This is a genomic window from Streptomyces sp. NBC_01334, from assembly GCF_035983595.1.
Taxonomy (GTDB): Bacteria; Actinomycetota; Actinomycetes; order Streptomycetales; family Streptomycetaceae; genus Streptomyces; species Streptomyces coriariae.
In genome coordinates this window covers 2863925-2888065 of sequence record NZ_CP130718.1, presented here as the reverse complement: position 1 = coordinate 2888065, position 24141 = coordinate 2863925, and the positions used below count along the sequence as shown (strand labels likewise).

The window sequence follows — 24141 nt, the reverse complement described above, 5'->3', positions numbered from 1 at the left end:
CAGCCGGTCAGGAGTCCAGCCCGATCGCGAACGCCGCCTCCAGGTCGTGCTGCGAGTAGGTGCGGAAGGCGACGTGCGTGTCCGTGCCCTCCACCCCGGGGATCTTGCTGATGCTGCCCGGGATGACCTCCGCCAGGTCCTCGTGCTCCTTGACCCGCACCATGGCGATCAGGTCGTACGTCCCGGTGACGGAGAAGACCTCGCTGACGGAGTCCAGCGAAGCGATCCGCTCCGCGATCTCGGGAATCCGGTCCACGCTGGTCTTGATGAGGACGATCGCGGTGATCACGGCTGGTTCTCTCCCTCGGGGGCCGGAGCTGGGGCGGGCTTCACTCTAGTCGCCCGCCCGTCACCCGCCGCCGCCCCTTCGAGGCCACCCTTCGGGCCTTGCTTCTTCCCGGAACGGGCCCACGCGTAGAGGAGCCCCAGGCCGAAGCCCACCAGGTGCGCCAGATAGGCCACCCCCGGCCCCTGGGCGGCCCGCCCCGCCGCCACCCACTGCAGGGCGGCCCAGAAGGGCAGCACGACCCACGCGGGGAAGCGCAGCGGCAGGAAGAACAGGAACGGCAGGAGACTGGTGACCCGCGCCCGGGGGAACAGGTACAGAAACGCGCCGAGGACCGCGGAGATCGCCCCGGAGGCGCCGACCAGGGACTGCGACGACTCGGCGTTGGCGGCGGCGTAGCCCATCAGGGCCAGGTAGCCGCAGCCGAGGTAGAAGAGCGTGAACTCGACGCGGCCCATCCGGTCCTCGGTCATCGTCCCGAAGACGTAGAGGAAGAGCATGTTGCCCAGCAGATGCACCCAGCTGCCGTGGACGAAGAGGGCCGTGGCCGGGGTCAGGGCGGCCCGTGGCGCGCCCTCGAAGAGCTCGCCGGGCACCACGCCCCAGCGCCGGAAGTAGGCGCGCTGCGCCGCCAGCAGCTCGTCGCCGGAGCCGTACGCCGGATTGAAGCCCGAGGCGGGCCCGATCAGGAAGATCAGGCAGCACAGGGCGATCAGTGTGTAGGTCACCGGCGCCGGGCGGTTGCGGACCACCCTGCCGACCGTCCCGTTCCAGTCGCCGATCATGAGAACAAAGCATGACGTAATCGGACGCACTCGTCCGGACCGCCTCGCCGCCGTGGACGGATGGGCGGCGAGTACCCGCCAGGCCGTAGGGTTACGAGCCATACGCGCGGGGGAGCCTCCGGCCCGACCCCGGCAACCGGAAGCACGACACTAGAAGGAAGCGGATAGCCACGATGACGGTTCCCCTGCCGACCGCCGCGACGCGGTGGCGCTGCACGCTCTGCGGCAACCTCACGCGGTTCGACGTGACGCGCTCGTCGAAGGTCGTCGAGTACGTGCACCTCGACCTCGCCGGTGAGCCGAAGGTCGAGGAGCGCGAGGTGGTCAGTGAGACCATCGAGTCGGTGCGGTGCCGCTGGTGCAACGCCGTGGACCAGGTGGAACTCGTGGATCGGCCGGGCGCCGGTTCCTGACGATGGGGGTCCCCCCGCTCGAGCGAAGCCGAGAGTGGGGGAGGCCCGCACAGTATTGGGGTGTGACGGATGGTGGAGAGCGCAGGCGGGGGGCCGGGCGACGGCGCCGCCGAGATGCTCGACCGTCCGCTGCCGGACGGCGTGCGGCGCAGGGTCGTACAGATCGTCTCCGACGGCTTCGGCGGGCTGACCGTCGGCGAACTGCCCGTCCAGTTGCGGCAGTACGCCCGGTTCGCACCGAACCGGCGGGCGAAGTTCGCGGGCAACGCGATGGCCGCCGCGCTGGAGACCGATCCGCTCTTCCGGCAGCGCATCGCCGAGAAGTTCAGAGAGGCCCAGCCGGAACTCGCCGGCGCTCTCGACTCCGGCTCGCCGACCCCGGCCGCGGACCCGCACGAAGTGGCGGCCGCGGCCTATGTGCTGCGGCCCACCGGCTGGGTGAAACTGGTCACCGCGGCCGGTGAGGAGGCCCAGCGGGCGGACGCCGAGCGGGCCGGCGAGGAGAGCCGGGCCGAACTGGAGCGGCTGCGCGAGGAGCTCGACCGGGCCCGTGAGCAGTCCCGGGCGGGCACCGAGGGGCTGCGCGCCGAACTGGACGCCGCGAAGAAGGAAGCGGAATCGCTCCATCGCAAGCTGCGTTCGGCCCTCAGCGACGTGAAGCGGGGCGAGGCCGCGCTGCGCAAGGTGCGCGGCGAGCTGGAGACCGTGCGCGCCGAGGGGCAGACCCAGGTGTCGGCCGCGGAGAGCGAGACCCGGCGGCTGAAGGCGCGGCTCGGCGAGGTGGAGGCGGCGCTGGAGGCCACCCGGCGGGCGGCGCGCGAGGGGCGCAGCGTCGAGGACATGCGGGTGCGGCTGCTGCTGGACACGGTGCTCGACGCGGCCCAAGGGCTGCGGCGGGAACTGGCGTTGCCGCCGGTGTCGGTGCGTCCGGCGGCAACCGTCGACGCGGTCGAACCGGGACGAATGACCCCGAAGGACATCGCCACGCGTGCTCTGTCGGAGAACGATCCGGCCATTCTCGACCAGTTGCTCGCGCTGCCCCAGGCCCATCTCGTCGTCGACGGCTACAACGTCACCAAGACCGGCTATCCGCAGATGCCGTTGGAGAAGCAGCGGCTCAGGCTCCTCGGGCAACTCTCGCAGCTCGCCGCGCAGACCGGCGCCGAGGTCACCTGTGTCTTCGACGGGGCCGAGCTGGCCGCTCCGGTGCTGCTCGCGCCGCCGCGCGGGGTGCGGGTGCTGTTCTCCAAGCCGGGTGTCACGGCCGACGAGCTGATCCGTCAGCTGGTGCGGGCCGAGCCGCCGGGCCGGCCGGTCATCGTCGTCTCGACCGACCGTGAGGTGGCCGACGGGATCGCCAAGGCGGGTGCCCGACCGGTGGCTTCCGCGGTACTTCTGAAGCGGCTGTCCTAAACGTCGAAGTTCCAGGTTTATTGCCCGAATTGGCGGGATCGTCACGCAACGTAGCGTCAATCGAGCATGACTGCACGTGAGTTGATTGAAAAAACTGCGTTGCGTGGTGGGTTTTTTTCTCCTGAGGATTTGAACTGATCACGGCGAGGTCACTAAGGTCAGGGCTCGCATCTCCAAACGGGTGATCACTCAAAAGAAGGAGCCCGTCTCCGTGGCGTCCCACCGTCGACCGAAGCAGCCGAGTCGCGCACGCGTGACCGTGCTGACCACCGCAGCCGCCGCTGCCGTCGTACTGAGCTCGCAGGCCGCCAACGCGGCGCCCAGCGAGAAGCTCACCAAGGACGAGGTCAAGACCAAGGTCGACAAGCTCTACGAGGACGCGGAGCAGGCCACCGAGAAGTACAACGGTGCCAAGGAGAAGCAGGAGAAGCTCCAGAAGGAGATCTCCACCATCCAGGACAACGTCGCTCGCGGTCAGGCCGACCTCAACGAGCTGCGCGACTCCATGGGTCTGGCGGCCGCGGCCCAGTACCGCACCGGGTCCATAGACCCCTCCCTGCAGCTGCTCCTCTCCTCGAACCCGGACGACTACCTGGACAAGGCGTCCGCCGCCGACCAGCTCAGCGCCCAGCAGGTCGAGGCGCTGAAGAAGATCCAGGAGAAGCAGCGCGAGCTCGCCCAGGAGCGCAACGAGGCCTCCACCAAGCTCAAGGACCTCGCCACCACCCGCACCGAACTGGGCAAGAAGAAGAAGGAAGTCCAGGCCAAGCTCACCGAGGCGCGCAAGCTCCTCAACACGCTGACGGCCAAGGAGCAGGAGTCCCTCGCGGCCGCCGACGCCCGCGCCAGCCGCGACGCCGGCGACCGCGTGGACCTCGGCGACGCCCCGGCGGGCTCCGGCCGGGCCATGGCCGCCTTCCAGGCCGCGCAGAGCCAGCTCGGCAAGCCCTACCAGTACGGCGCCACGGGCACCGCCACGTACGACTGCTCGGGCCTGACCTCCTGGGCCTACGCCCAGGCCGGCGTCTCCATCCCGCGGACCTCGCAGGCCCAGGCCAACGCCGGCACGCGCATCTACTCCCAGAGCGCCCTCAAGGTCGGCGACCTGGTCATCTTCTACGGCGACCAGCACCACGTCGGCTTCTACGCGGGCAACGGCCAGGTGCTGCACGCCCCGCGCACCGGCACCGTCGTGCGCTACGAGTCGATCAACAACATGCCCTTCCAGTTCGGCGTCCGGATCTGATCAGTCCCGAGATCGGGACACCATGCCGCCCGAACGGGCGAATCACGACAACGAGAAGTGACCCCACGCCCCGCCGGTGACCTGCGTCAGCGGCGGGGCGTCACTGTGCGTTGCCGCCGAGGTCTTTGGCCGACCCCCCTCCGCGGGGCTACTGTCTGCCGCGTTTCCCTGTCCGTCAGCGGAAGGAGCGCGGCATCCCGTGGGGTCCCATCGCCGCCTTGCACAGTCCGGGTTCGACCGGGGCGCCAGTAGTGCCCTGAGCGTGCTGTCCGTCGCGGCCGCCGCACTCGGCGCCGTGTCCGCCGTACCGGCCACGGCCGCTCCGCACGAAGACACCCGTGCCGAGGTGGACCGTCTCTACGAGGAGGCCGAGAAGGCCACCGAGGCCTACAACACGGCCGACGAGCGCGCCGACACCCTGCGGGGGCAGGTCGGCGTGGCCCAGGACCACATCGCCCGGCAGCAGGAGCGCATCAACGGCCTGCGTGAGCAGCTCGGTTCGCTGGCCGGCGCCCAGTACCGCTCCGGCGGCCTCGACCCCTCCCTGGCGCTGCTGTTCTCCGACGACCCGGAGGAGTACCTCGCCAAGGCGTCCGTCCTCGACCGGATCACCGCGCACCAGGCCGGGGAACTGAGGGAACTCCAGGGCGCCATGCGCGAACTCACCCAGGAGCGCGCCGAGGCCGCGGGCAAGCTCGCCGAACTGGAGAAGAGCCGCAAGGCCGTGGTGCGGCACAAGCGGACCGTGGAGCAGAAGCTCGCCAAGGCGCGGCAGCTGCTCAACACCCTGCCCTCCGCCGAACGCGCCGCCTTCGACCGGGCCTCCCGCTCCGGCCGGGACTCCATGTCCGACCTGTCGGGAGCCGTCCCGGCCTCCGGCCGCGCGGGCGCCGCCGTGGCCGCCGTGCGCTCCGCGCTCGGCAAGCCGTACGTCTGGGGCGCCAACGGGCCCACCGGGTTCGACTGTTCGGGCCTCATGCAGTGGTCGTACGCGCAGGCCGGGATCTCGCTGCCGCGCACCTCGCAGGCCCAGGCGCACGCGGGCCGGCGGGTGCCGCTCTCCCAGGCCCGGCCCGGCGACATCGTCACCTACCGCTCCGACGCCAGCCATGTCGGCATGTACGTCGGCAACGGGCAGGTCATCCACGCCCCCTATCCGGGGGCGCCGGTGCGTTACGACCCGGTCGGGATGATGCCGGTCTCGTCCGTCACCCGGCCCTGAGCGGAGCCCGCGCGGCGCCGCCGCCGTACGATCGGGAGGATGGCTGGTCGAGGGCGGGCGCGCGGACCCGGGGTCCTGGGGCTCTGCCTGCTGCTCGTCTCGCTCCTCGGCTGTCTGGTCGGCTGCGGCGGGCGGGCCACGTCGGGCGACGCGACGGCCGATGTGCAGCGGGTCCTCGACCGGCGGGCCGCCGCGGTCCTGGACCATGACCAGGGCGCCTACGCGGCCACCGGCGCCGCCGCCGGGTACGCCGCGGTGCGGGCCGTTCCGCTGGCGGCCTGGTCGTACCGCGTGACGTCGCTCCACCGCAGCGGGGACACCGCCACCGCCGACGCCGAACTGAGCTACCGCGTCGACGGCTACGACAAGGCCCCGGTGACCACGGCCCGCGTGCTGCGCCTGACCCGTGACGGGGCCGGCCGGTGGTCGGTGGCCTCGGACAAGCCGGCGACGAAGGCCGGCCAGCAGCTGTGGGACCAGGGCACGGTGGACGTCGTACGGAGCGCGCACAGTCTCGTGCTGGGGGTCGGGCAGTCGCAGGCGCGGCTGCGGTCCTTCGCCGACCTGGCCGACGACGCCGTCCCGGAGGTGTCGGCGGCCTGGGGCACCGGCTGGGCGGGGCAGCTCGTCGTCCTCGTACCGAAGTCGCTGGAGGGCATGGCGGGGCTGCTCGGCTCGCCCGCCTCCTCCTACCGGGGGATCGCCGCGGTCACCACGGGCGAGACGGGCGGCGGGGCCAGGACGCCCGCGGACCGGATCATCGTCAACCCGGACGCGTACGGCATGCTCGGCCGGGTGGGCCGCCAGGTGGTCCTCACCCACGAGGCCACCCATGTCGCGACGCGCGCCCACACCAACGCGGCCACCCCGCTGTGGCTGTCCGAGGGGTACGCCGACTGGGTGGGCTACCGCGGGACCGGCCGTACCCCCGCCGAGGTCGCCCCGGAGCTCCAGCACGCCGTCACGGTCGGCGCCGTCCCGGCGGCGCTGCCCACCGACGGCGACTTCGGCTTCTCCGGCGACGCCGACCGGCTGGCCCAGGCGTACGAGGGCGGCTGGCTGGCCTGCCGGATGATCGCCGAGCGGTGGGGCGAGGTGAAGCTGGACGCGTTCTACCGGGCCGTGGGGGAGCACCGGAAGCGGCCGGGGGCGGTGGAGGGCGCGCTGAAGAGCGTGCTGGGCACCTCCCTCGCGGAGCTCACGGCGGACTGGCAGGGCTACCTGAAGGCTCAGCTCGCCTGAGTCAGCTGCTCGATCGCCTCGCGCAGCCAGGCCCGCTCCGCCTCGCCCGTCGCCCGGGCGACCCGCAGCATGCCCTGCCGGAACAGGTCCCCGGCCTCCTCCGCCCGTACGGGCTCGCCCTCGGCGTAGAAGAAGCTCGTGGGCGTCTCGAGGAAGTCCAGCCGGCGCCGTAGGACGGCCGCCTGCTCCCCTCGGTCGGGCAGGTGCCGCAGGAACGCGAGGACCGTGTTGAAGCGGACGTGGTCGGTGATCTCCTGCTGCCGGGGGTGACGGAGACGTTCCAGCAGGTCCGCCCGGCCCTCGTCGGTGAGCGAGAGCACCCGTCGGGGGGCCGCGCCCGCGCCGTCCTCCCGGTGCTGGTCGAGCTTGCCCGCGGTGACGAGACGGGTGATCGCCGGATAGAGCGCGCCGTCGCTGACCGGGCGGACGTGGCCGGTCAGCGCCTTGATCCGCTCCTTCAGCTCATAGCCGTGCAACGGCTCTTCGGCCAGGAAACCGAGGATCGACAGCTCGAGCATGGTCCTCCCTTGCGGACACGATGACGCCATGCTACCTCTTATCGAGTTATCTCGTTTAGAGGTAACTCGATAAGAGGTAATCCGTTCACAGGCAATCCGTTCAGGGGCAGCGCGTTCGGAGCTGTCTCGTTCGAGGGGGATCCGTCATGGCCGGTCATCGCACGCAGCTCGTCTCGCTCGCCCGCCCTGTCTACTTCTCGCTGCTCGCCTCCGTCGCCGCCGGGATCATCAACACGGTCTGGGTGTCCCGGCTCGGCGGGCCCGCGGTGGCCGCCGTCGCGGTCGCCACCAACGCCGAGAACGTGCTGCTCGGGGTCGCGCTGGTCTTCGCCTCCGGGACGACGGTGCTGGTCGCGCACGCCAGAGGGGCGCGGGACCCGGGGGCCCTGCGGGCGGCCGTGCGGGGCGGCTGGGCGCTGTGCGCGGTGGTCACGCCGGTCGTCGCGGGCGGGGGCTTCCTGCTGCGGGAACCGCTGGCCCGGCTGGTCCTCGGCGGGCACGGCGGCCCCGCCCTGCCGCTCGCCGTCTCCTACTTCGCGATCTCGATGCCGGGCATCGCCGTCTTCTTCGGCCAGCAGCTCGTCGACGGCATCCTCAAGGGGGCCGGGGACACCAGGACGCCGATGCGGCTGGCGCTGCTCGCGGGCGGTCTGATCCTGGTCTGCGACCCGCTGTTCATCCACCTCTACGGCGTCCGGGGCGCCGCCGTCTCCACGGTGCTGTGCCGGTGCGTGGCGCTCGGGGCCGGACTGCTGGCCCTGCGGCGCGACGCCGTGCTGCGGGCGGCCGCCGGGGTGGCGCCCGCGCTCTCCACCGGCGCCTCGCTGCGGCGCACCCTGACGACCGGGCTGCCGATGTCCGCAGACTTCACCCTGCGCCAGGGCGGCGCGCTCGCCCTGGTCGCCGTGGTGGCCCGGCTGGGGGTGACGGCCGTGGCGGCCTACTCGATCGCGTACAAGGTCATGTACGTGGCGACCATGGCCTTCTACGCCGTCCGCCAGGCCGCCTCCATCCACACCGCGCACACCCGGGGCGAGGGCCGGGAGGAGCGCCGGGCGATCGGGCGGCAGGCCGTGCTCGTCTCCGGGACCGTCGGACTGGTGGCCGCGGTGCTGCTGTGCGCGACGGCCCCCTGGATCATGGCCGCCTTCGGCGCCGGGCCCGCCGTGACCCGTGAGGGCGTGCTGTTCCTGCGCTGCGTCGGGCCGTATCTGCTGCTCATGGCCGGGTTCATCGCCCTGGGCGGGGTCTTCGAGGGAAGCGGGGGTGCGCCCGTGCTGCTACGGGTGACGGTGCTCGGCACGGCCGTCCAGCTCCCGCTGGCGTACGCGCTGTCGGGGCTCGGGCTGCCGGGGGTGTGTCTGGCGCTGGCGCTCGGCATGGCGGTGCAGTGCCTGGCGGTGGGGGTGGTGCTGCGGCGGGCGTGGCCCGGGCGTCAGGGGGAGACCGCGGGCTCGCTGCTACGGGCGGCCTGACCGGCCGGGGGAGCGGGGACGGCGCCCGGCACCGTCGAGCGCCACAGCCGGACGGCCGCGACGATCGTGGCGGCCACCAGCAGGCCGTTGCGCAGGAACAGGAGGGTGACGCCGAGCGGGCTGCTCGCGACGACGTCCGCGAAGAAGACGGGGAACTCCAGCACCGTCACCAAGGACGCGGCCAGGACCAGGACGGCGGGCAGGACCATACAGCCGGCGCGGAAGCACAGACAGACCGCCGCGAGGCCGATCAGCCACACCAGGTACTGCGGACTGATCACCCGGCTGGTGACGGTGAACAGCAGGACCGCCGTGAACGCCGCCTCCGCGAGCGTCTGCGGCGCGAAGCGCCTCGCCGTCAGCCGCCACAGCAGCAGCCAGCCGAACGCGACCGCGGTCAGCCCCAGGGCCACGTCGCTCACCACGCCCACGTACGGGCCGAGGAACTCCAGTGAGCCGTAGTTGAGCAGCACCCGGCCCTGCCAGCCGAACTGCCGGGCCACATGCAGGGCGAGCGCGCCCAGCGATTCCACCTCGGTGCCCCGGTCGCGCTGGAAGGTCACAAAGGCGAAGGCGCCGGGCATGGCCAGGGCGAACAGCACGGCCAGCGCGCCGACGGTCACCGCCGCCGCGCCCCAGGCCCGCCTGCGCACGGCGCCCGCCAGCAGCAGCACGGGCCACACCTTCAGCAGCACCGCGAGACCCGTCAGTGCGCCCATCACCCGGGGCCGCCGGACGCCGGCGACCAGCGCGGCGACCGCGACCGCCGTCACCATCACGTCGTAGCGGGAGTAGACGGTGGGACCGAGCAGGGGCACGCCCGCCACCCACATCCAGGCGCCGCGCAGCGACCGGCCGGGGCGCAGCCCCGTGTTCAGCAGCAGCATGAGGACGGCCAGGTCGGCCAGGAAGGCCAGGACGAAGAAGGCCGACGCGTAGTCGAGGAAGGGCAGCAGGCCGGGGGAGAGGATCGCGAGGGCGGCGGCGGGCGGGTACTGCCAGGTGACGTCGGCGGCCGGGAACGTGCCGCCGCTCAGCACCTCGTACCAGCCCTGATAGGTGACGGAGATGTCGCTGGTGACGTCCGGGCCGGGGAAGAGGAACACCTTGAAGACGAAGAGCAGCAGCGCGAGCCGGGTCACGCCCCAGGTCGTCAGCAGGCACGTCAGGGGCCGCCCCGCGGCCGTCGTCTCCATGGCCCACATGATCTCCCGCGGGGCTGTGAAGCGCGGTCGGGCGCGGCTGTGAATGGCGTTTGGATAAGGTCGGCTGCGATGCACAAGACCCTGATCGTGACGAACGACTTCCCGCCCCGCCCGGGCGGCATCCAGGCGTTCCTGCACAACATGGCGCTCCGGCTCGACCCCGACCGACTCGTCGTCTACGCGTCCACCTGGAAGCGTTCCCGCGAGGGTGTCGAGGCGACGGCCGCCTTCGACGCCGAGCAGCCCTTCACCGTCGTACGGGACTCCACGACGATGCTGCTGCCGACCCCCGGTGCGACCCGTCGGGCCGTCGGGCTGCTGCGGGAGCACGGGTGCACGTCGGTGTGGTTCGGGGCGGCCGCTCCGCTCGGGCTGATGGCGCCGGCGCTGCGGAAGGCGGGCGCCGAGCGGCTGGTGGCCACCACCCACGGGCACGAGGCCGGGTGGGCGCAGCTGCCCGCCGCCCGGCAGCTGCTCGGCCGGATCGGCGAGAGCACGGACACGATCACCTACCTGGGCGAGTACACCCGCTCGCGGATCGCGACGGCGCTGAGCGCCGGGGCGGCCGGGCGGATGGTGCAGCTGCCGCCGGGCGTCGACGAGAAGACCTTCCACCCGGGATCGGGTGGCGAGGAGGTACGGGCGCGCCTCGGGCTGACCGACCGGCCGGTGGTGGTGTGCGTCTCGCGGCTCGTGCCGCGCAAGGGCCAGGACACGCTGATCCTCGCCATGCCGCGGATCCTGGCCGCCGAGCCGGAGGCGGTCCTGCTGATCGTCGGGGGCGGGCCGTACGAGAAGGACCTGCGCAGGCTCGCCCGTGAGCGCGGGGTGGCGGACGCGGTGCGCTTCACCGGGGCGGTGCCCTGGTCGGAGCTGCCCGCCCACTACGGCGCCGGGGACGTGTTCGCGATGCCGTGCCGGACGCGACGGGGCGGACTCGACGTCGAGGGGCTCGGGATCGTCTACCTGGAGGCGTCGGCGACGGGGCTGCCCGTCGTCGCCGGGGACTCGGGCGGGGCGCCCGACGCGGTGCTCGACGGGGAGACGGGGTGGGTCGTGCGGGGCGGTTCCCCGGCCGACGCGGCCGAGCGCATCGTCGCCCTGCTCGGGGACGCGGAGCTGCGCCGCCGGATGGGGGAGCGCGGGCGCGCCTGGGTGGAGGAGAAGTGGCGGTGGGACCTGCTGGCGGAGAAGTTGAAGACGTTGCTCTAGCCTCTCCCTCCGCGCGGCGAACGCCACCGTCTGCCGCTACGACCTCTTCGGCTCGTCCGACAAGGTCTTCGCCGACGACGTCACGTACCACCCGCTCGGTGGCTGCGTGCAGGGGAAGGCGACCGACAACTACGGCCGGGTGAAGGGGTATTCGAAGCTGTACGTCACCGACGGCTCGCTGGTGCCGGGCAGCGTCGGGGTGAACCTGTTCGTCTCCGTCACCGCCCTCGCCGAACGCACGACGGCGCGGGTCCCCCGTGGAGAACACCGCGCCATGACGCTCCGTCAGGAGGTGCTGAGCCGCCGCTACTTGGCGTAGATCGCCTCGATCTCGCCCGCGTAGTCCTTCGCCACGACATTGCGCTTGAGCTTCAGCGACGGCGTGAGGTGGCCAGAGTCCTCCGTGAACTGGGAGGAGAGAATGCGGAACTTCCGCACCGATTCCGCCTTCGAGACCGCGGCGTTGCCGTCGTCGATCGCCGACTGGACGGCGGCCTGGAGGTCGGCGTCCCCGTGCAGCGACGCCGCGGTCGAACCCGCCGGCTTGCCGTGGTCGGCAGCCCAGCGGCCCAGGAACTCCTCGTCGATGGTGACCAGTGCGCCCACGAACGGCCGCCCGTCGCCCACCACCATGCACTCCGCCACCAGCGCGTGCGCCCGGATCCGGTCCTCGATCACGGCCGGCGCGACGTTCTTGCCGCCCGCGGTGACGATGATCTCCTTCTTGCGCCCGGTGATCCGGAGGTAGCCGTCCTCGTCGAGGGTGCCGATGTCACCGGTGTGGAACCAGCCGTCGGCCAGCGCCTCGGCGGTCGCGGCCGGGTTGTTCCAGTACTCCTTGAAGAGGTGCTCGCCGTGCAGCAGCACCTCCCCGTCGTCCGCGATCCGCACGACCGAGCCGGGCAGCGGCTGACCGACCGTGCCGATCTTCTGCCGGTCCCAGGGGTTGAAGGCGGTGGCGGCGCAGGACTCCGTCAGGCCGTAGCCCTCGAGGACGGTGAAGCCGATGCCGCGGAAGAAGTGACCGAGGCGCTCGCCCAGCGGGGCGCCGCCGGAGATCGCGTACTCGCCCTTGCCGCCGAGGACCGCGCGCAGCTTGCTGTAGACGAGCCGGTCGAAGACCTTATGCTTGATCTTCAGCTTCAGCGGCGGGCCCGCCGGGAGCTCCAGCGCCTTGCTGTAGGCGATCGCGGTGTCGGCCGCCTTGTCGAAGATCGCGCCCTTGCCGTCCGCCTGCGCCTTGGCGCGCGCCGAGTTGTAGACCTTCTCGAAGACCCGCGGCACGCCCAGGATGAGCGTCGGGCGGAAGGCGGCCAGCTCGTCGGTGAGGTTCTTGATGTCCGGGACGGTGCCCAGCTTGATCGGCGCCATCATCGGGGCGATCTGCACCAGCCGGCCGAAGACGTGCGCGAGCGGGAGGAAGAGCAGCACGCTGCACTCGCCCGTGCGGAACAGCGGCCGCAGCCGCTCCACGACGTTCCCGCACTCGGCGAAGAAGCTGCGGTGGGTCAGCACACAGCCCTTGGGGCGGCCGGTCGTACCGGAGGTGTAGACGATGGTCGCCGGGTCGTCGGCCTTGGCCTGCGAGCTGCGCTCCTCGACGACCTCGTCGGAGACGTCCTTGCCGAGCAGCCCGAGCTCCTCGACACCCCCGGCCTCGATCTGCCAGACGTGCTTCAGTGCCGGCAGGGACTCGCGCACCGACTCCACGGCCGCCGTGTGGCCGTCCAGCTCGACGACGACGGCGGTCGCGCCCGAGTCGGAGAGGATCCACTGCACCTGCTCCGGGGAGCTGGTCTCGTACACCGGCACGGTGACCGCGCCCGCGCACCAGATCGCGAAGTCGAGCAGCGTCCACTCGTAGCGGGTGCGCGACATCAGACCGACCCGGTCGCCGGGCTGGACTCCGGAGGCGATGAGGCCCTTGGCGGCGGCGTGCACCTCGGCCAGGAAGGCCGTGGCCGTCACGTCCTGCCAGGCGCCGCCGACCTTGCGGGCGATGACGGCGACGTCGGGATGCTGCGCGGCGTTTCTGCGGACGATGTCGGTCAGATTGCCGTCCGCAGGGACCTCGTACAAAGCCGGAAGGCTGAACTCGCGCAAGACTGCTGCTCCTCATAGGGCGCCGGCGCCACGACGTTGTGTGCTGCGACGATGCGGTCCAAGGCTCGGGACTGTGCTCGGGACCTCGGTGGATCTCGATGGTTGAAATCCTGAGCACGACTGGACTGCCCGGACGTTACCCGTCGGTATGGCGTCTTCGACAGGGGGGTCCGGCGAGATGTTCGCTGCGTCACACAGATTGGTGTTTCCCGGCCGACAGTAGTCCACCGCTTTACTGACTGGCCAGTAACCGGTATCCCGATCGACACTGTTCACGTATGCCGCACACGCCTACCCTTGATCGCCATGGCATCCACACCGCCCGGAAACCGCCGGACACGCATCCACGTGGTCAGCGACGTGCACGGCAACGCGCGCGACCTGGCCCGGGCCGGAGAGGGCGCGGACGCACTGATCTGTCTGGGCGACCTGGTCCTGTTCCTGGACTACGCCGACCACTCCCGCGGGATCTTCCCCGACCTCTTCGGCGTGGAGAACGCCGACCTCATCGTCGAACTGCGCACCGCCCGCCGCTTCGAGGAGGCCCGTGAGCTCGGCGCCCGGCTGTGGGGAGGCATCGGCGGCGACCGGGCGGCGCTGATCGAGCAGGCGGTCCGCAAGCAGTACGCCGAGCTGTTCCCGGCGTTCCCGAGCCCGACGTACGCCACCTACGGCAACGTCGACATGCCGCGGCTGTGGCCCGAGTTCGCCGGGCCCGGCACGACCGTCCTGGACGGGGAGCGGGTGGAGATCGGCGGCCGGGTCTTCGGCTTCGTGGGCGGCGGCCTGAAGACCCCCATGCGCACGCCGTACGAGATCAGCGACGAGGAGTACGCGGCGAAGATCGAGGCCGTGGGCGAGGTGGACGTGCTGTGCACCCACATCCCGCCGGAGGTGCCGGAACTCGTCTACGACACCGTGGCCCGCCGCTTCGAGCGGGGCAGCCGGGCGCTGCTGGACGCCATCCGCCGCACCCGGCCCCGCTACGCGCTCTTCGGGCACGTGCACCAGCCGCTCGCCCGCCGGATGCGGGTCGGCGCGACCGAGTGCGTGAACGTGGGCCACTTCGCGGGCAGCGGGAAGCCGTGGGCGCTGGAGTGGTGACCGGGCGACGACCCGACGCCGTCCGGACGGTGTCCTGACTCCGGGTGACGGCGGCAGGTCGGGCGCGCGGTAGCCTTCACGCTGCACACACGTGCGCGGCGGCTGGCGCACGGTGTCCTCTTCTCTACCTTTACCGGCCCGCATCTGGAGGAGCCACAGCGATGGCGGAACACACCAGCTCGAGCATCACGATCGAGGCGGCACCGGCTGAGGTCATGGCGGTGATCGCCGACTTCGCCCGCTACCCGGACTGGACCGGAGAGGTGAAGCAGGCGGAGGTCCTCGAGACCGACGGGCAGGGCCGCGCCGAGCAGGTCCGCCTGGTCATGGACGCCGGCGCCATCAAGGACGACCAGGTCCTCGGCTACACCTGGGCCGGCGAGCACGAGGTGTCCTGGACGCTGGTGAAGTCCCAGATGCTGCGCCAGCTCGACGGCTCCTACCTCCTCAAGCCGGCCGGCGCGGGCGCGACCGAGGTCACCTACCAGCTGACCGTGGACGTCAAGATCCCCATGCTGGGCATGATCAAGCGCAAGGCCGAGAAGGTCATCATCGACCGCGCGCTGGCCGGCCTGAAGAAGCGAGTGGAGTCGGGAGAGGCCGGCTTCGAGGCGCCCGAGAAGTAGCGCCGCCGGTCACGGGACCCGGGAGTCAGCGGGTCCGGGGGCGGGGCGAGGAGGTCGGGGGGCTGCCCCGACCTCCGTTACGGTTCACCCTCATGCGCACCATCCTGATCACCGGCCCTGGCGGCAGCGGACGCACCACCGTGGCGGCCGCCACCGCACAGCGCGCGGCAGCGGAAGGCACCCGCACCCTCGTCCTCAGCGCCGACCGCACCGACACCCTCGGCGCGGCGCTCGGAGCGCGCACCGGGGCGAGCCCGGTCCCGGTCGCCCCGCGCCTCACCGCCTGGCGCCCCGACGCCACCGCCGGCTTCCGGGACGACCTCGCCGGTTTCCAGGACCGTGCCTCCACCGTCCTCGACCTGCTCGGCGCCTCCCGGCTCGACCCGGAGGAGGTCACCCCCCTCCCCGGCGCCGAGGAGCTGACGCTGCTGCGCGCGCTGCGGGACGCCGTCCTCGCCGACGGCGGTGAGCTGCACGAACTCCTCGTCGTCGACCTGCCGCCGGTCTCGCAGGCCCTCGCCCTGCTGGCCCTCCCGGAGGAGCTGCGCCGCTATCTGCGCCGGCTGCTCCCGCCGGAACGACAGGCCGCCCGCGCCCTGCGCCCGATGCTCGGCCGTCTCGCCGGGGTGCCGATGCCCGCCGAGTGGCTGTACGAGACGACCGCCCGCTGGGACATGGAGCTGGCCGCCGTCGAGGCCGTCCTCGCCGACCCCGGCACCGCCGTACGCCTGGTCGCCGAGCCGGGACCGGCCGGCGCCGACGCCGTCCGCGACGCCCGCCTCGGCCTCGCCCTGCGCGCCCTGCCCGTCGAGTCGCTCGTCGCCAACCGCGTCCTGCCGGAGGCGGCGGGTGACGACGGCCTGCTCGGCCGGCTCGTCACCCAGCAGCGCAAGGCCCTGGGGGAGTGGGGCGACGCGGCCCGCCCTGTCGCCCACCTCGGGTACGACCCCCGCGGCGCCGACGACCTCGCGGCGCTCGCCGTGCCCGCCGTCAACCCGGCGACCTCCCCGGTCGAGTGGCCCGTGGCCGACCGGCTCGCCGAGGACGGTGTGCTCGTCTGGCACCTCCCGCTGCCCGGCGCCATACGCGACGAGCTCGACCTCGTCCGGCGCGGCGACGAACTCGTCGTCACCGCCGGGCCGTTCCGTCGTATCGTCGCGCTGCCCTCCGTGCTGCGCCGCTGCACCGTCGACGGCGCCGCGCTGCGCGACGGCGAGCTGTGCGTGCGGTTCGCGCCCGATCCCGGGCTGTGGCCGCGCACCCACTGAACGACGTTCCGCCGTTCGGGTAACGTCGTAGGGACGAGCCGTCATCAGGCGTCGTCGACCAGGAGTCATCAGGAGTCCGCCATGAGCGAAGAGCGCCCCACGCCCGACGCCGCCGGAGAGCCCGCCGGGACATCCGGCTTCGACGAGCCCCGCGCGACCGACGCCGACGCCTGGGCCACCGCCGCCGCCGAGGACCTGGCGGCGGAGAAGGCCCGCCGCCGCGCCCAGGACGACCGGCTGCCCCCGGGCTCGGCCGCCGAGGAACTGCGCAAGCTCGTCGACGCCGTCGGCGACAAGCTGTCCTCGCTCCAGTCCCCGCTGCTCGGCGCGGTCGCCGGACCGGCCGCCCAGCAGGTGGTCCGCCAGGTCGTCGAGCAGGCCAAGGCCGCCGTGGAGCCCGTCATCGAGCGCAACCCGGACGTCTTCGACCACCTCGCGGCCGCCGGCACCGAACTCCTCGCCGCCTACCGCTCCGCCGTCCAGACCCAGGAACAACGCTGGACGACGGGCGCGAAGGACCCGGGGAACACCCCGCGCGATCAAGGTCGCGACGGCGACGGCACCGGTCCCGGCCAGCGCATCGACTTGGACTGAAGCTCTCCGGGGGCAGGGCCTCGGGTACGGTTGGCCGTAGCGGGGCTCGACCGAAACTGAGGGATTCATGGGACTCACCATCGGCGTCGACATCGGCGGCACGAAGATCGCGGCCGGCGTGGTCGACGAGGAAGGCAACATCCTCTCGACCCACAAGGTGCCGACCCCGGGCACGCCCGAGGGCATCGTGGACGCCATCGCCTCCGCCGTGGAGGGCGCGCGTGCCGGGCACGACATCGTCGGTGTCGGCATCGGCGCCGCCGGCTATGTCAACCGCCAGCGCTCGACGGTCTACTTCGCACCCAACATCGACTGGCGCCAGGAGCCGCTCAAGGCCGAGGTCGAGGCCCGCGTCGGTCTCCCCGTCGTGGTGGAGAACGACGCCAACGCCGCGGCGTGGGGCGAGTACAAGTTCGGCGCGGGCAAGGGCCACCGCAACGTCATCTGCATCACCCTCGGCACCGGCCTCGGCGGCGGCATCATCATCGGCAACAAGCTGCGCCGCGGTCACTTCGGCGTCGCGGCCGAGTTCGGTCACATCCGCATGGTGCCGGACGGTCTGCTGTGCGGCTGCGGCTCGCAGGGCTGCTGGGAGCAGTACGCCTCCGGCCGTGCCCTCGTGCGCTACGCCAAGCAGCGCGCCAACGCGACCCCCGAGAACGCCGAGATCCTGCTGTCGCTGGGCGACGGCAACCCCGACGGCATCGAGGGCAAGCACATCTCCATGGCCGCCCGCCAGGGCGACCCGGTCGCGGTCGACTCCTACCGCGAGCTCGCCCGCTGGGCCGGCGCCGGCCTCGCCGACCTCGCCTCCCTCTTCGACCCGTCCGCCTTCATCGTCGGCGGCGGTCTCTCCGACGAGGGTGAGCTGGTCCTCGACCCGATCCGGAAGTCCTACAAGCGCTGGCTGGTCGGCGGCAACTGGCGCCCGGTGGCCGATGTCATCGCGGCCCAGCTGGGCAACAAGGCGGGCCTGGTGGGGGCGGCGGACCTGGCAAGAGAACCCGACCCGATCATGTAGTCGTACTGCTCGTACTGCTGGGACCGCTCGTCCTGCTCGTACGGCTGGTCGTACTGCTACTGCTACTGCTGCTCCTACTGGTACGGCCGGTCGTACGGCACATGGCGTCAACACGGGGGCTGCTCGCGGCCCCCGTTCGCTTTTCCGGACGTAGGGGACGGAGCGGCGTATCTTGATCGCTATGCCGACGACCTCGCCGCTACCCAACTCCCGCACCGAGCCCGACGGTTCGACCGTCATCCGGGTCCTCAGCTACAACATCCGCTCGATGCGGGACGACACCGAGGCCCTGGCCCGGGTCATCACGGCCTGCGCCCCCGACCTGACCCTGGTCCAGGAGGCCCCCCGCTTCTTCCGCTGGCGCAAGAAGCTCGCCCGGCTCGCGGCCGCCTCCGGCCAGGTGATCCTCACCGGTGGCGGCACGGCGGCCGGCCCGGCCGTCCTGTGCTCGCTGCGGGCGACCGTCGAGCGCACCGAGGACGTCCTGCTGCCGCTCACCCCCGGCGAGCACCGCCGGGGCCTCGCGACGGCCGTGGTCCGCTTCGCCGGTGCCCGACTCGGCGTGGTCGGCTGCCACCTCGGTCTGACGGCCGCCGAGCGTTACGAGCAGGCGGGCATGCTGCTCGACCGTCTCGCCGGGATGGGCGTGGAGCACGCCGTCGCGGGCGGCGACATCAACGAGAGCCCGGGCGGCCGCACCTTCGGCCGCCTGGCCACCGCGCTCCAGGACTGCCGCGCCGCCGCCCCCTGGGGCGCCGAGGACAGCTTCCCGTCCACCGGGCCGAACCGCCGCATCGACGGGATCTTCGTGACGAAGGGCGTGGAGGTGCTGGGCTGCGGGGTGCCGATCGGGCTTCCCGGAGTCACCGGGAGCGATCTGAGGGCGGCCACGGACCACCTTCCGGTCCTCGCCGCCCTCAGGATCCCCGCGGACAGGCCCTAGACGACCGCTCCCCGCCCCGGATCCCCGTCCTCCTCGTCGTCCGTGCGCATCCGCATCACCAGGGTGGCGAAGCCGCCGAGGAAGCCGCCGATGCCGACGGTCGACAGCCACCACGTCATCTCCCACCCCAGCAGCACCGCGAGCAGGAGCAGCAACGGCCCGCCGATCACCCCGAGCCAGGCGAACTTGGCCGTGGTGTCGGCGGCGGGCAGCGGCGGCGGCTCCGGCGGGACGAAGTGACCCTCGTCGTCCCCGTCGAAGTCCTCCTCCGCGGCCTCGGGCGCCGTGTAGTCGCGCGGACCGACACCGGGCGCGAAAGCGATCGAGCCGCCCAGCGGCTTGGCCGGTTCCTTCTCCTCGCCGGGGTCCTTGGCGGGGTCCTTGGCGGAGTCCTTCGCGGGTTCCTGGTCGGATTCCGCCCCGGACACCTCGTCGTTCGTCTCGACCTCGAGCAGTGCCAGGTCCTCGACCGACTTGAACGGCTTGGAGCCCGGCGGGTCCGCCGGCTCCTCGCCGTATCCCGCGACGATCGCCGCCCATGCGGCGGCCTCGTCGAAGGGCACGCTCTGCTCCTCCGACGCGCGGCCCTCCCGGCCCTCCGGGCCGTCCCGCTCGTCCCGGTTCTCCCGGTCCTCACGGTCGGAGTCGTGCTCAGCCACCTACGGCCGTCCCTTCCTTGCCGACACTGGGCGCGATCCGGGCGATGAACGCGTAGCTCTCCTCGAAGATCCGGTCCGCATCGTGGTCCAACGTTGCCACGTGGTAGCTCTGTTCCAGCAGGATCTCGGTCACGTCGGTCGACGACACCCGGCCGAGGACCCGGGCCGAGTCGGCGGCCGGCACGACATGGTCCTGGACGCTGTGCAGAAGCAGCAGCGGCTGGGTGACCTGCGGCAGTTCGCCGTCGATCATCCGCAGGAAGGTGCGCAGGGAGTGCGCCGAGTGCAGCGGCACCCGGTCGTACCCGCTCTCCAGCACGCCCTCCTTCGCGATGTCGCTGGTGATCCCCTTCGTCGTCCGGACGAGATGGCGGGCCACCGGAAGGGCGTACGCGGACAGGCCGTGCACCCTGTTCGCCGGGTTGACGACGATGACGCCCTCCACCCCCTCCCCGTGCTTCGCGGCGAGCCGCAGAGCCAGCGCGCCGCCCATCGACAGGCCGGCCACGAACACCCGGGAGCACCGGTCGCGCAGGGCGCGCAGCTCGCGGTCCACCTCCGCGTACCAGTCCGGCCAGCCCGTCAGCGCCATGTCCTCCCAGCGCGTGCCGTGTCCCGGCAGCAGCGGCAGCGAGACGGTCAGGCCCTGCCCGGCCAGGTACCGCGCCCAGGGGCGCAGCGACTGCGGGGAACCGGTGAAGCCGTGACAGAGGAGCACCCCGACCTCTCCGCCCTCATGGCGGTACGGCTCGGCTCCAGGAAGGACCGGCACCTCGGTCTCCTGTCTTCGTCTGTTCTTCGTGGGAGGGACGTGTCCTTCACCGTACGCGACCGCACTGACACCGACCAGGGTCGTCGGAGCCTTTGCGGCCACTCCGGGTTAAGGTCTGAGCGACACAAACAGGAGGCACTCGCTTGTTGTACGGCGCGATGAAGGTCGCTATCGGGGGACCGCTGAAGGTCACCTTCAGGCCCTGGGTGGAAGGCCTCGAGAACATTCCCGCCGAGGGGCCCGCGATCCTGGCGAGCAACCACCTGTCCTTCTCGGACTCGTTCTTCCTGCCCGCGGTCCTCGACCGCAAGGTGACTTTCATCGCGAAGGCCGAGTACTTCACCACGCCCGGTGTGAAGGGCCGGCTGACGGCGGCCTTCTTCAAGGGCGTCGGACAGCTCCCGGTGGACCGCTCCGGCGGTCGCGGGGCCGGCGAGGCGGCGATCCGGAGCGGCGTGGAGGTGCTCGAGCGGGGCGAGCTGTTCGGCATCTACCCGGAGGGCACGCGGTCGCCCGACGGCCGGCTCTACCGCGGCAAGCCGGGCGGCCTCGCGCGCGTGGCGCTCGCCACCGGCGCGCCGGTGATCCCGGTCGCGATGATCGACACCGAGAAGATCCAGCCGCCCGGGAAGGTGCTGCCGAAGGTCATGCGGCCCGGCATACGCATCGGCAAGCCGCTGGACTTCGCCCGGTACCAGGGCATGGATCACGACCGCTTCGTGCTGCGCGCCGTGACCGACGAGGTCATGTACGAGATCATGAAGCTCTCCGGCCAGGAGTACGTCGACATCTACGCGACCGCCGCCAAGCGGCAGATCACGGAGGCGGCGAAGGCCGAGAAGGAGGCGGAGAGGGCCGCGAAGGCGGCGCTCGCGCAGGCCGAGAAGGACCAGGCCAAGAAGGAAAAAGAGCAGTAGTCCGGCGGTCGGTGGGCGGCAGTCGGTAGTCGGGGCCCGGGGGCGGGGGACGGATGGCCAGGCGCGAGAGAGTCATCAGGATGTCGGTCGAGCTGCCGCTGTGGCGTGCGCTCGCCGGCTACCGGGTGCTCACCATGCTGTACGCGGTGGGTTTCTTCGCCACCGCCTACGACGGGTTCGCCCGGCCCTGGGTCGCCGTCGGTTACTACTGCGTCCTGTTCGTCTGGACCGTGGCCACCCTGCCCAAGGTCGCGAGCGCGGCGAGCTGCACCAAGCGCTTCCTCGCCGCCGACCTCACCATCGCGCTCACCGGCATCCTGCTCACCACCGTGGCCGACACCCACGAGCGCATCCAGTCGGGCGGCCCGACCCTGCCGTCGATATGGACCGCCGGGTCCGTCCTGGCGTTCGCGATCAAGGGCGGCTGGCGCTGGGCGGCGTTCGCGTCCACGACTGTCGCGGTCGCCAACCTGGTCGAGCGCGGCACCCCGGCCCGCGACACCATCCACAACGTGATCCTCGTCTGGGTCGCCTCCATCGCCATCGGCTACGTCGTCGAGGTCGCCCGTGCCTCCGAACGCACCCTGGCCCGCGCGCTGGAGATCGAGGCCGCGACCCGGGAGCGGGAGCGGCTCGCCCGGGACATCCACGACGGCGTGCTCCAGGTGCTGGCCATGGTGCAGCGGCGCGGCGCCGTGCTCGGCGGTGAGGCGGCCGAGCTGGGCCGGATGGCCGGGGAGCAGGAGGTCGCGCTGCGCACCCTGGTCGCCGGCGGCCTGGTGCCCGTCTCGCGGGTGTCGCAGGACGCGGCCGAGGGGGCCGTCGTGCGGGTGGTGGAGGAGCCGGCCGAGCAGACCGGTCCGGTCGACCTGCGCTCGCTGCTCGCCCCCTTCGCCGCCGCCCGCGTCAACCTCGCCGAGCCGGGCGCCCCGGTGATGCTGCCCGCGCCCGCCGCGAAGGAGCTGGCCGCGGCGGTCGGGGCCGCCCTGGACAACGTGCGCAGACACGCCGGGGAGGACGCCCGGGCCTGGATCCTGGTGGAGGACGAGCCCGACGAGGTGATCATCACCGTGCGGGACGACGGGCCCGGCATCCCCGAGGGACGGCTCGCGCAGGCCGAGGGCGAGGGACGGCTCGGGGTCGCCCAGTCGATCCGGGGCCGGCTGCGTGACCTCGGCGGCAGCGCCGAGCTGATCTCCACCCCGGGGCAGGGCACGGAGGTCGAACTGACGGTGCCGAAGGAGAAGAACGTGCGGCGGGGGAAGGCGGAACAGCGATGAGCAGTCAGCAGGATCCGATCAGGGTCATGGTGGTCGACGACCACCCCATGTGGCGCGACGCCGTCGCCCGGGACCTCGCCGAGGCCGGCCTCGACGTGGTCGCCACCGCGGGCGACGGAGAGCAGGCCGTGCGCCGGGCCAAGGCCACCACGCCCGATGTGCTGGTGCTGGACCTGAACCTGCCGGCCAAGCCCGGCGTCCAGGTCTGCAAGGAGGTCGTCGCCGCGAACCCGGCCCTGCGGGTGCTTGTGCTGTCGGCGAGCGGTGAGCACGCCGACGTGCTGGAGGCGGTGAAGTCCGGCGCGACCGGCTACCTGCTGAAGTCCGCGTCCACGGAGGAGCTGCTGGACGCGGTGCGCCGCACGGCCGTCGGCGACCCGGTGTTCACCCCGGGCCTGGCCGGACTGGTCCTCGGCGAGTACCGCCGGCTGGCCTCGGACCCCGGCCCCGCCGCGGGCGGCGGCGACGAACCGAACGCGCCCCGGCTGACCGACCGGGAGACCGAGGTGCTGCGGCTGGTGGCCAAGGGCCTGAGCTACAAGCAGATCGCCGAACGCCTCGTCATCTCCCACCGCACGGTCCAGAACCACGTCCAGAACACCCTCGGCAAGCTCCAGCTCCACAACCGGGTGGAACTGGTCCGGTACGCGATAGAGCGCGGCCTCGACGACGAGTGACGACGGCCGCTCACGGTGGCGGCCAATTCCCCGGCGATTCAACGGAATTGAATCCGCCGAGGCATATCTGTGTGACCTGGATCACCATTACCGTGACCTTCGTCGGCCAACCGCGGCGAAGGGACACTTCCATGCGCGTCGGAGTACTGACCGGAGGCGGGGACTGCCCAGGCCTCAACGCCGTCATCCGGGCGGTCGTCCGCAAGGGCGTCCAGGAGTACGGCCATGAGTTCGTCGGATTCCGTGACGGCTGGCGGGGCCCCCTGGAAGGGAGGTCGATCCGCCTCGACATCCCCGCCGTGCGCGGCATCCTGCCCCGCGGCGGCACGATCCTCGGCTCCTCGCGGACCAACCCCCTCAAGGAGGAGGACGGCATCCGCCGGATCAAGGACACCCTCGCCCGGCAGAAGGTCGGGGCCCTCATCACCATCGGAGGCGAGGACACCCTCGGGGTGGCGGCCCGGCTCTCCGACGAGTACGAGGTGCCCTGCGTGGGCGTCCCGAAGACCATAGACAACGACCTGTCCGCCACCGACTACACCTTCGGCTTCGACACCGCCGTGGGCATCGCGACCGAGGCCATCGACCGGCTGCACACCACCGCCGAGTCCCACATGCGCGTCCTCGTCGTCGAGGTGATGGGCCGTCACGCCGGCTGGATCGCCCTGCACTCGGGCCTGGCAGGCGGCGCCAACGTCATCCTCATCCCCGAGCAGCGCTTCGACATCGAGCAGGTCTGCGCCTGGGTGACCTCCCGCTTCCGGGCGTCGTACGCCCCGATCGTGGTCGTCGCCGAGGGCGCGATGCCCCGGGACGGCGACGTGGTGCTGAAGGACGGGTCGCTGGACTCCTTCGGGCACGTCCGGCTGTCCGGCGTCGGCGAGTGGCTCGCCAAGGAGATCGAACGGCGGACGGGGAAGGAGGCCCGCACCACGGTCCTCGGCCACGTCCAGCGCGGCGGTACGCCGAGCGCCTTCGACCGCTGGCTCGCCACCCGCTTCGGCCTGCACGCCATCGACGCCGTCCACGAGGGCGACTTCGGCACGATGGTCGCCCTGCGCGGCACGGACATCGTCCGCGTACCGATCGCCGAGGCCACCGCGAAACTGAAGACGGTGGACCCGAAGCTGTACACGGAGGTCGGCGTGTTCTTCGGCTGA

At 72.1% G+C, this 24141-nt stretch carries 24 protein-coding genes and 1 pseudogene; 18 read left to right on the top strand and 7 right to left on the bottom strand.

Features of this window, described 5'->3' with window-relative positions:
- Positions 1–7: 7 nt before the first annotated feature.
- Together OG736_RS13145 and OG736_RS13140 are read right to left on the bottom strand one after the other, a co-directional pair.
- A complete protein-coding gene (locus OG736_RS13145) occupies positions 8–289 on the bottom strand; it encodes an Lrp/AsnC family transcriptional regulator (RefSeq protein WP_020129992.1) in 282 nt (93 codons plus the stop codon).
- Positions 286–1071, bottom strand: coding sequence for a rhomboid family intramembrane serine protease (locus OG736_RS13140; RefSeq protein WP_327182595.1), 786 nt, complete (start codon positions 1069–1071; stop codon positions 286–288). The genes OG736_RS13145 and OG736_RS13140 overlap by 4 nt, the downstream gene beginning before the upstream one ends.
- Positions 1072–1244: 173 nt before the next feature.
- Between OG736_RS13140 and OG736_RS13135 the strand changes: the two genes are divergently transcribed.
- The 5 genes from OG736_RS13135 to OG736_RS13115 all read left to right on the top strand — a co-directional run bounded on the left by OG736_RS13135 (position 1245) and on the right by OG736_RS13115 (position 6607).
- Positions 1245–1484, top strand: a complete 240-nt coding sequence (locus tag OG736_RS13135; RefSeq protein WP_020129990.1) for a hypothetical protein — start codon at positions 1245–1247, stop codon at positions 1482–1484.
- Between the two features lie 69 nt (positions 1485–1553).
- A complete protein-coding gene (locus tag OG736_RS13130) occupies positions 1554–2897 on the top strand; it encodes an NYN domain-containing protein (RefSeq protein ID WP_327182594.1) in 1344 nt (447 codons plus the stop codon).
- A 211-nt stretch (positions 2898–3108) separates the two neighbouring features.
- Entirely contained in the window at positions 3109–4143 is a 1035-nt protein-coding gene (locus tag OG736_RS13125; RefSeq protein ID WP_327182593.1) for a C40 family peptidase, read from the top strand.
- A 199-nt stretch (positions 4144–4342) separates the two neighbouring features.
- Positions 4343–5365: a C40 family peptidase gene (locus OG736_RS13120; RefSeq protein ID WP_327182592.1), complete on the top strand. Its 1023-nt coding sequence runs from the start codon at positions 4343–4345 to the stop codon at positions 5363–5365.
- Positions 5366–5404: 39 nt separating this feature from the next.
- The gene (locus tag OG736_RS13115) at positions 5405–6607 is read left to right on the top strand and encodes a hypothetical protein (protein WP_327182591.1); all 1203 of its coding nucleotides are present in this window, start codon (positions 5405–5407) and stop codon (positions 6605–6607) included.
- Here OG736_RS13115 and OG736_RS13110 read toward each other — a convergent pair.
- Positions 6595–7125 carry a PadR family transcriptional regulator gene (locus tag OG736_RS13110; protein ID WP_327182590.1) on the bottom strand — a complete coding sequence of 177 codons (531 nt, stop codon included), beginning with the start codon at positions 7123–7125 and terminating at the stop codon, positions 6595–6597. The genes OG736_RS13115 and OG736_RS13110 overlap by 13 nt on opposite strands.
- 146 nt (positions 7126–7271) lie before the next feature.
- Here OG736_RS13110 and OG736_RS13105 point away from each other — a divergent pair, with 146 nt between their 5' ends.
- Positions 7272–8600, top strand: coding sequence for an MATE family efflux transporter (locus OG736_RS13105; protein WP_327182589.1), 1329 nt, complete (start codon positions 7272–7274; stop codon positions 8598–8600).
- On the opposite strand, the gene OG736_RS13100 is transcribed toward OG736_RS13105, so the two are convergent.
- Positions 8561–9796, bottom strand: a complete 1236-nt coding sequence (locus tag OG736_RS13100) for a glycosyltransferase 87 family protein (RefSeq protein WP_327182588.1) — start codon at positions 9794–9796, stop codon at positions 8561–8563. The two genes, OG736_RS13105 and OG736_RS13100, sit on opposite strands and share 40 nt — an antisense overlap.
- 78 nt (positions 9797–9874) lie before the next feature.
- Between OG736_RS13100 and OG736_RS13095 the strand changes: the two genes are divergently transcribed.
- Positions 9875–11017 carry a glycosyltransferase family 4 protein gene (locus OG736_RS13095; protein WP_327182587.1) on the top strand — a complete coding sequence of 381 codons (1143 nt, stop codon included), beginning with the start codon at positions 9875–9877 and terminating at the stop codon, positions 11015–11017.
- Between the two features lie 7 nt (positions 11018–11024).
- Positions 11025–11295: pseudogene (locus OG736_RS13090) on the top strand (GMC oxidoreductase); the annotation flags it as partial.
- A gap of 28 nt (positions 11296–11323) precedes the next feature.
- On the opposite strand, the gene OG736_RS13085 reads toward OG736_RS13090, so the two are convergent.
- Complete coding sequence (locus OG736_RS13085; RefSeq protein ID WP_327182586.1) at positions 11324–13120, bottom strand: AMP-dependent synthetase/ligase; 1797 nt, start codon at positions 13118–13120, stop codon at positions 11324–11326.
- Between the two features lie 348 nt (positions 13121–13468).
- Here OG736_RS13085 and OG736_RS13080 point away from each other — a divergent pair, with 348 nt between their 5' ends.
- From OG736_RS13080 to OG736_RS13055, 6 genes are all read left to right on the top strand, one after another.
- Positions 13469–14224 (top strand): metallophosphoesterase family protein, encoded by a 756-nt coding sequence (locus tag OG736_RS13080; protein ID WP_327187598.1) that lies wholly within the window; start codon positions 13469–13471, stop codon positions 14222–14224.
- Between the two features lie 161 nt (positions 14225–14385).
- Positions 14386–14850, top strand: coding sequence for an SRPBCC family protein (locus OG736_RS13075; RefSeq protein WP_327182585.1), 465 nt, complete (start codon positions 14386–14388; stop codon positions 14848–14850).
- Between the two features lie 92 nt (positions 14851–14942).
- The gene (locus tag OG736_RS13070; protein ID WP_327182584.1) at positions 14943–16118 is read left to right on the top strand and encodes an ArsA family ATPase; all 1176 of its coding nucleotides are present in this window, start codon (positions 14943–14945) and stop codon (positions 16116–16118) included.
- 81 nt (positions 16119–16199) lie between these two features.
- Positions 16200–16712 (top strand): DUF5304 domain-containing protein, encoded by a 513-nt coding sequence (locus OG736_RS13065; RefSeq protein ID WP_327182583.1) that lies wholly within the window; start codon positions 16200–16202, stop codon positions 16710–16712.
- 67 nt (positions 16713–16779) lie between these two features.
- Positions 16780–17733, top strand: a complete 954-nt coding sequence (locus OG736_RS13060; RefSeq protein WP_327182582.1) for an ROK family glucokinase — start codon at positions 16780–16782, stop codon at positions 17731–17733.
- 181 nt (positions 17734–17914) lie between these two features.
- Complete coding sequence (locus tag OG736_RS13055; RefSeq protein WP_327182581.1) at positions 17915–18676, top strand: endonuclease/exonuclease/phosphatase family protein; 762 nt, start codon at positions 17915–17917, stop codon at positions 18674–18676.
- Here OG736_RS13055 and OG736_RS13050 read toward each other — a convergent pair.
- A complete protein-coding gene (locus OG736_RS13050) occupies positions 18673–19335 on the bottom strand; it encodes a hypothetical protein (RefSeq protein WP_327182580.1) in 663 nt (220 codons plus the stop codon). The two genes, OG736_RS13055 and OG736_RS13050, sit on opposite strands and share 4 nt — an antisense overlap.
- A complete protein-coding gene (locus OG736_RS13045) occupies positions 19328–20107 on the bottom strand; it encodes an alpha/beta hydrolase (RefSeq protein ID WP_327182579.1) in 780 nt (259 codons plus the stop codon). The genes OG736_RS13050 and OG736_RS13045 overlap by 8 nt, the downstream gene beginning before the upstream one ends.
- A gap of 158 nt (positions 20108–20265) precedes the next feature.
- Here OG736_RS13045 and OG736_RS13040 point away from each other — a divergent pair, with 158 nt between their 5' ends.
- The 4 genes from OG736_RS13040 to OG736_RS13025 all read left to right on the top strand — a co-directional run bounded on the left by OG736_RS13040 (position 20266) and on the right by OG736_RS13025 (position 24141).
- Positions 20266–21024, top strand: coding sequence for a lysophospholipid acyltransferase family protein (locus OG736_RS13040; protein WP_327182578.1), 759 nt, complete (start codon positions 20266–20268; stop codon positions 21022–21024).
- 53 nt (positions 21025–21077) lie between these two features.
- Positions 21078–22304 carry a MacS family sensor histidine kinase gene (gene macS / locus OG736_RS13035; protein WP_327182577.1) on the top strand — a complete coding sequence of 409 codons (1227 nt, stop codon included), beginning with the start codon at positions 21078–21080 and terminating at the stop codon, positions 22302–22304.
- Positions 22301–22981: a response regulator gene (locus tag OG736_RS13030; protein WP_020129969.1), complete on the top strand. Its 681-nt coding sequence runs from the start codon at positions 22301–22303 to the stop codon at positions 22979–22981. The genes macS and OG736_RS13030 overlap by 4 nt, the downstream gene beginning before the upstream one ends.
- A gap of 131 nt (positions 22982–23112) precedes the next feature.
- Positions 23113–24141, top strand: a complete 1029-nt coding sequence (locus tag OG736_RS13025; RefSeq protein ID WP_327182576.1) for a 6-phosphofructokinase — start codon at positions 23113–23115, stop codon at positions 24139–24141.

What these genes read in the sequence shown, in the direction of transcription:
- OG736_RS13055 (WP_327182581.1), top strand. Translation starts at nt 17,915, where the DNA reads ATGCCGACGACCTCGCCGCTACCCAACTCCCGCACCGAGCCCGACGGT.
- OG736_RS13130 (WP_327182594.1), top strand. Translation starts at nt 1,554, where the DNA reads ATGGTGGAGAGCGCAGGCGGGGGGCCGGGCGACGGCGCCGCCGAGATG.
- OG736_RS13075 (WP_327182585.1), top strand. Translation starts at nt 14,386, where the DNA reads ATGGCGGAACACACCAGCTCGAGCATCACGATCGAGGCGGCACCGGCT.
- OG736_RS13060 (WP_327182582.1), top strand. Translation starts at nt 16,780, where the DNA reads ATGGGACTCACCATCGGCGTCGACATCGGCGGCACGAAGATCGCGGCC.
- OG736_RS13040 (WP_327182578.1), top strand. Translation starts at nt 20,266, where the DNA reads ATGAAGGTCGCTATCGGGGGACCGCTGAAGGTCACCTTCAGGCCCTGG.
- OG736_RS13025 (WP_327182576.1), top strand. Translation starts at nt 23,113, where the DNA reads ATGCGCGTCGGAGTACTGACCGGAGGCGGGGACTGCCCAGGCCTCAAC.
- macS (WP_327182577.1), top strand. Translation starts at nt 21,078, where the DNA reads ATGGCCAGGCGCGAGAGAGTCATCAGGATGTCGGTCGAGCTGCCGCTG.
- OG736_RS13115 (WP_327182591.1), top strand. Translation starts at nt 5,405, where the DNA reads ATGGCTGGTCGAGGGCGGGCGCGCGGACCCGGGGTCCTGGGGCTCTGC.
- OG736_RS13070 (WP_327182584.1), top strand. Translation starts at nt 14,943, where the DNA reads ATGCGCACCATCCTGATCACCGGCCCTGGCGGCAGCGGACGCACCACC.
- OG736_RS13110 (WP_327182590.1), bottom strand. Translation starts at nt 7,125, where the DNA reads ATGCTCGAGCTGTCGATCCTCGGTTTCCTGGCCGAAGAGCCGTTGCAC.
- OG736_RS13030 (WP_020129969.1), top strand. Translation starts at nt 22,301, where the DNA reads ATGAGCAGTCAGCAGGATCCGATCAGGGTCATGGTGGTCGACGACCAC.
- OG736_RS13140 (WP_327182595.1), bottom strand. Translation starts at nt 1,071, where the DNA reads ATGATCGGCGACTGGAACGGGACGGTCGGCAGGGTGGTCCGCAACCGC.
- OG736_RS13065 (WP_327182583.1), top strand. Translation starts at nt 16,200, where the DNA reads ATGAGCGAAGAGCGCCCCACGCCCGACGCCGCCGGAGAGCCCGCCGGG.
- OG736_RS13105 (WP_327182589.1), top strand. Translation starts at nt 7,272, where the DNA reads ATGGCCGGTCATCGCACGCAGCTCGTCTCGCTCGCCCGCCCTGTCTAC.
- OG736_RS13095 (WP_327182587.1), top strand. Translation starts at nt 9,875, where the DNA reads ATGCACAAGACCCTGATCGTGACGAACGACTTCCCGCCCCGCCCGGGC.
- OG736_RS13135 (WP_020129990.1), top strand. Translation starts at nt 1,245, where the DNA reads ATGACGGTTCCCCTGCCGACCGCCGCGACGCGGTGGCGCTGCACGCTC.
- OG736_RS13100 (WP_327182588.1), bottom strand. Translation starts at nt 9,796, where the DNA reads ATGGAGACGACGGCCGCGGGGCGGCCCCTGACGTGCCTGCTGACGACC.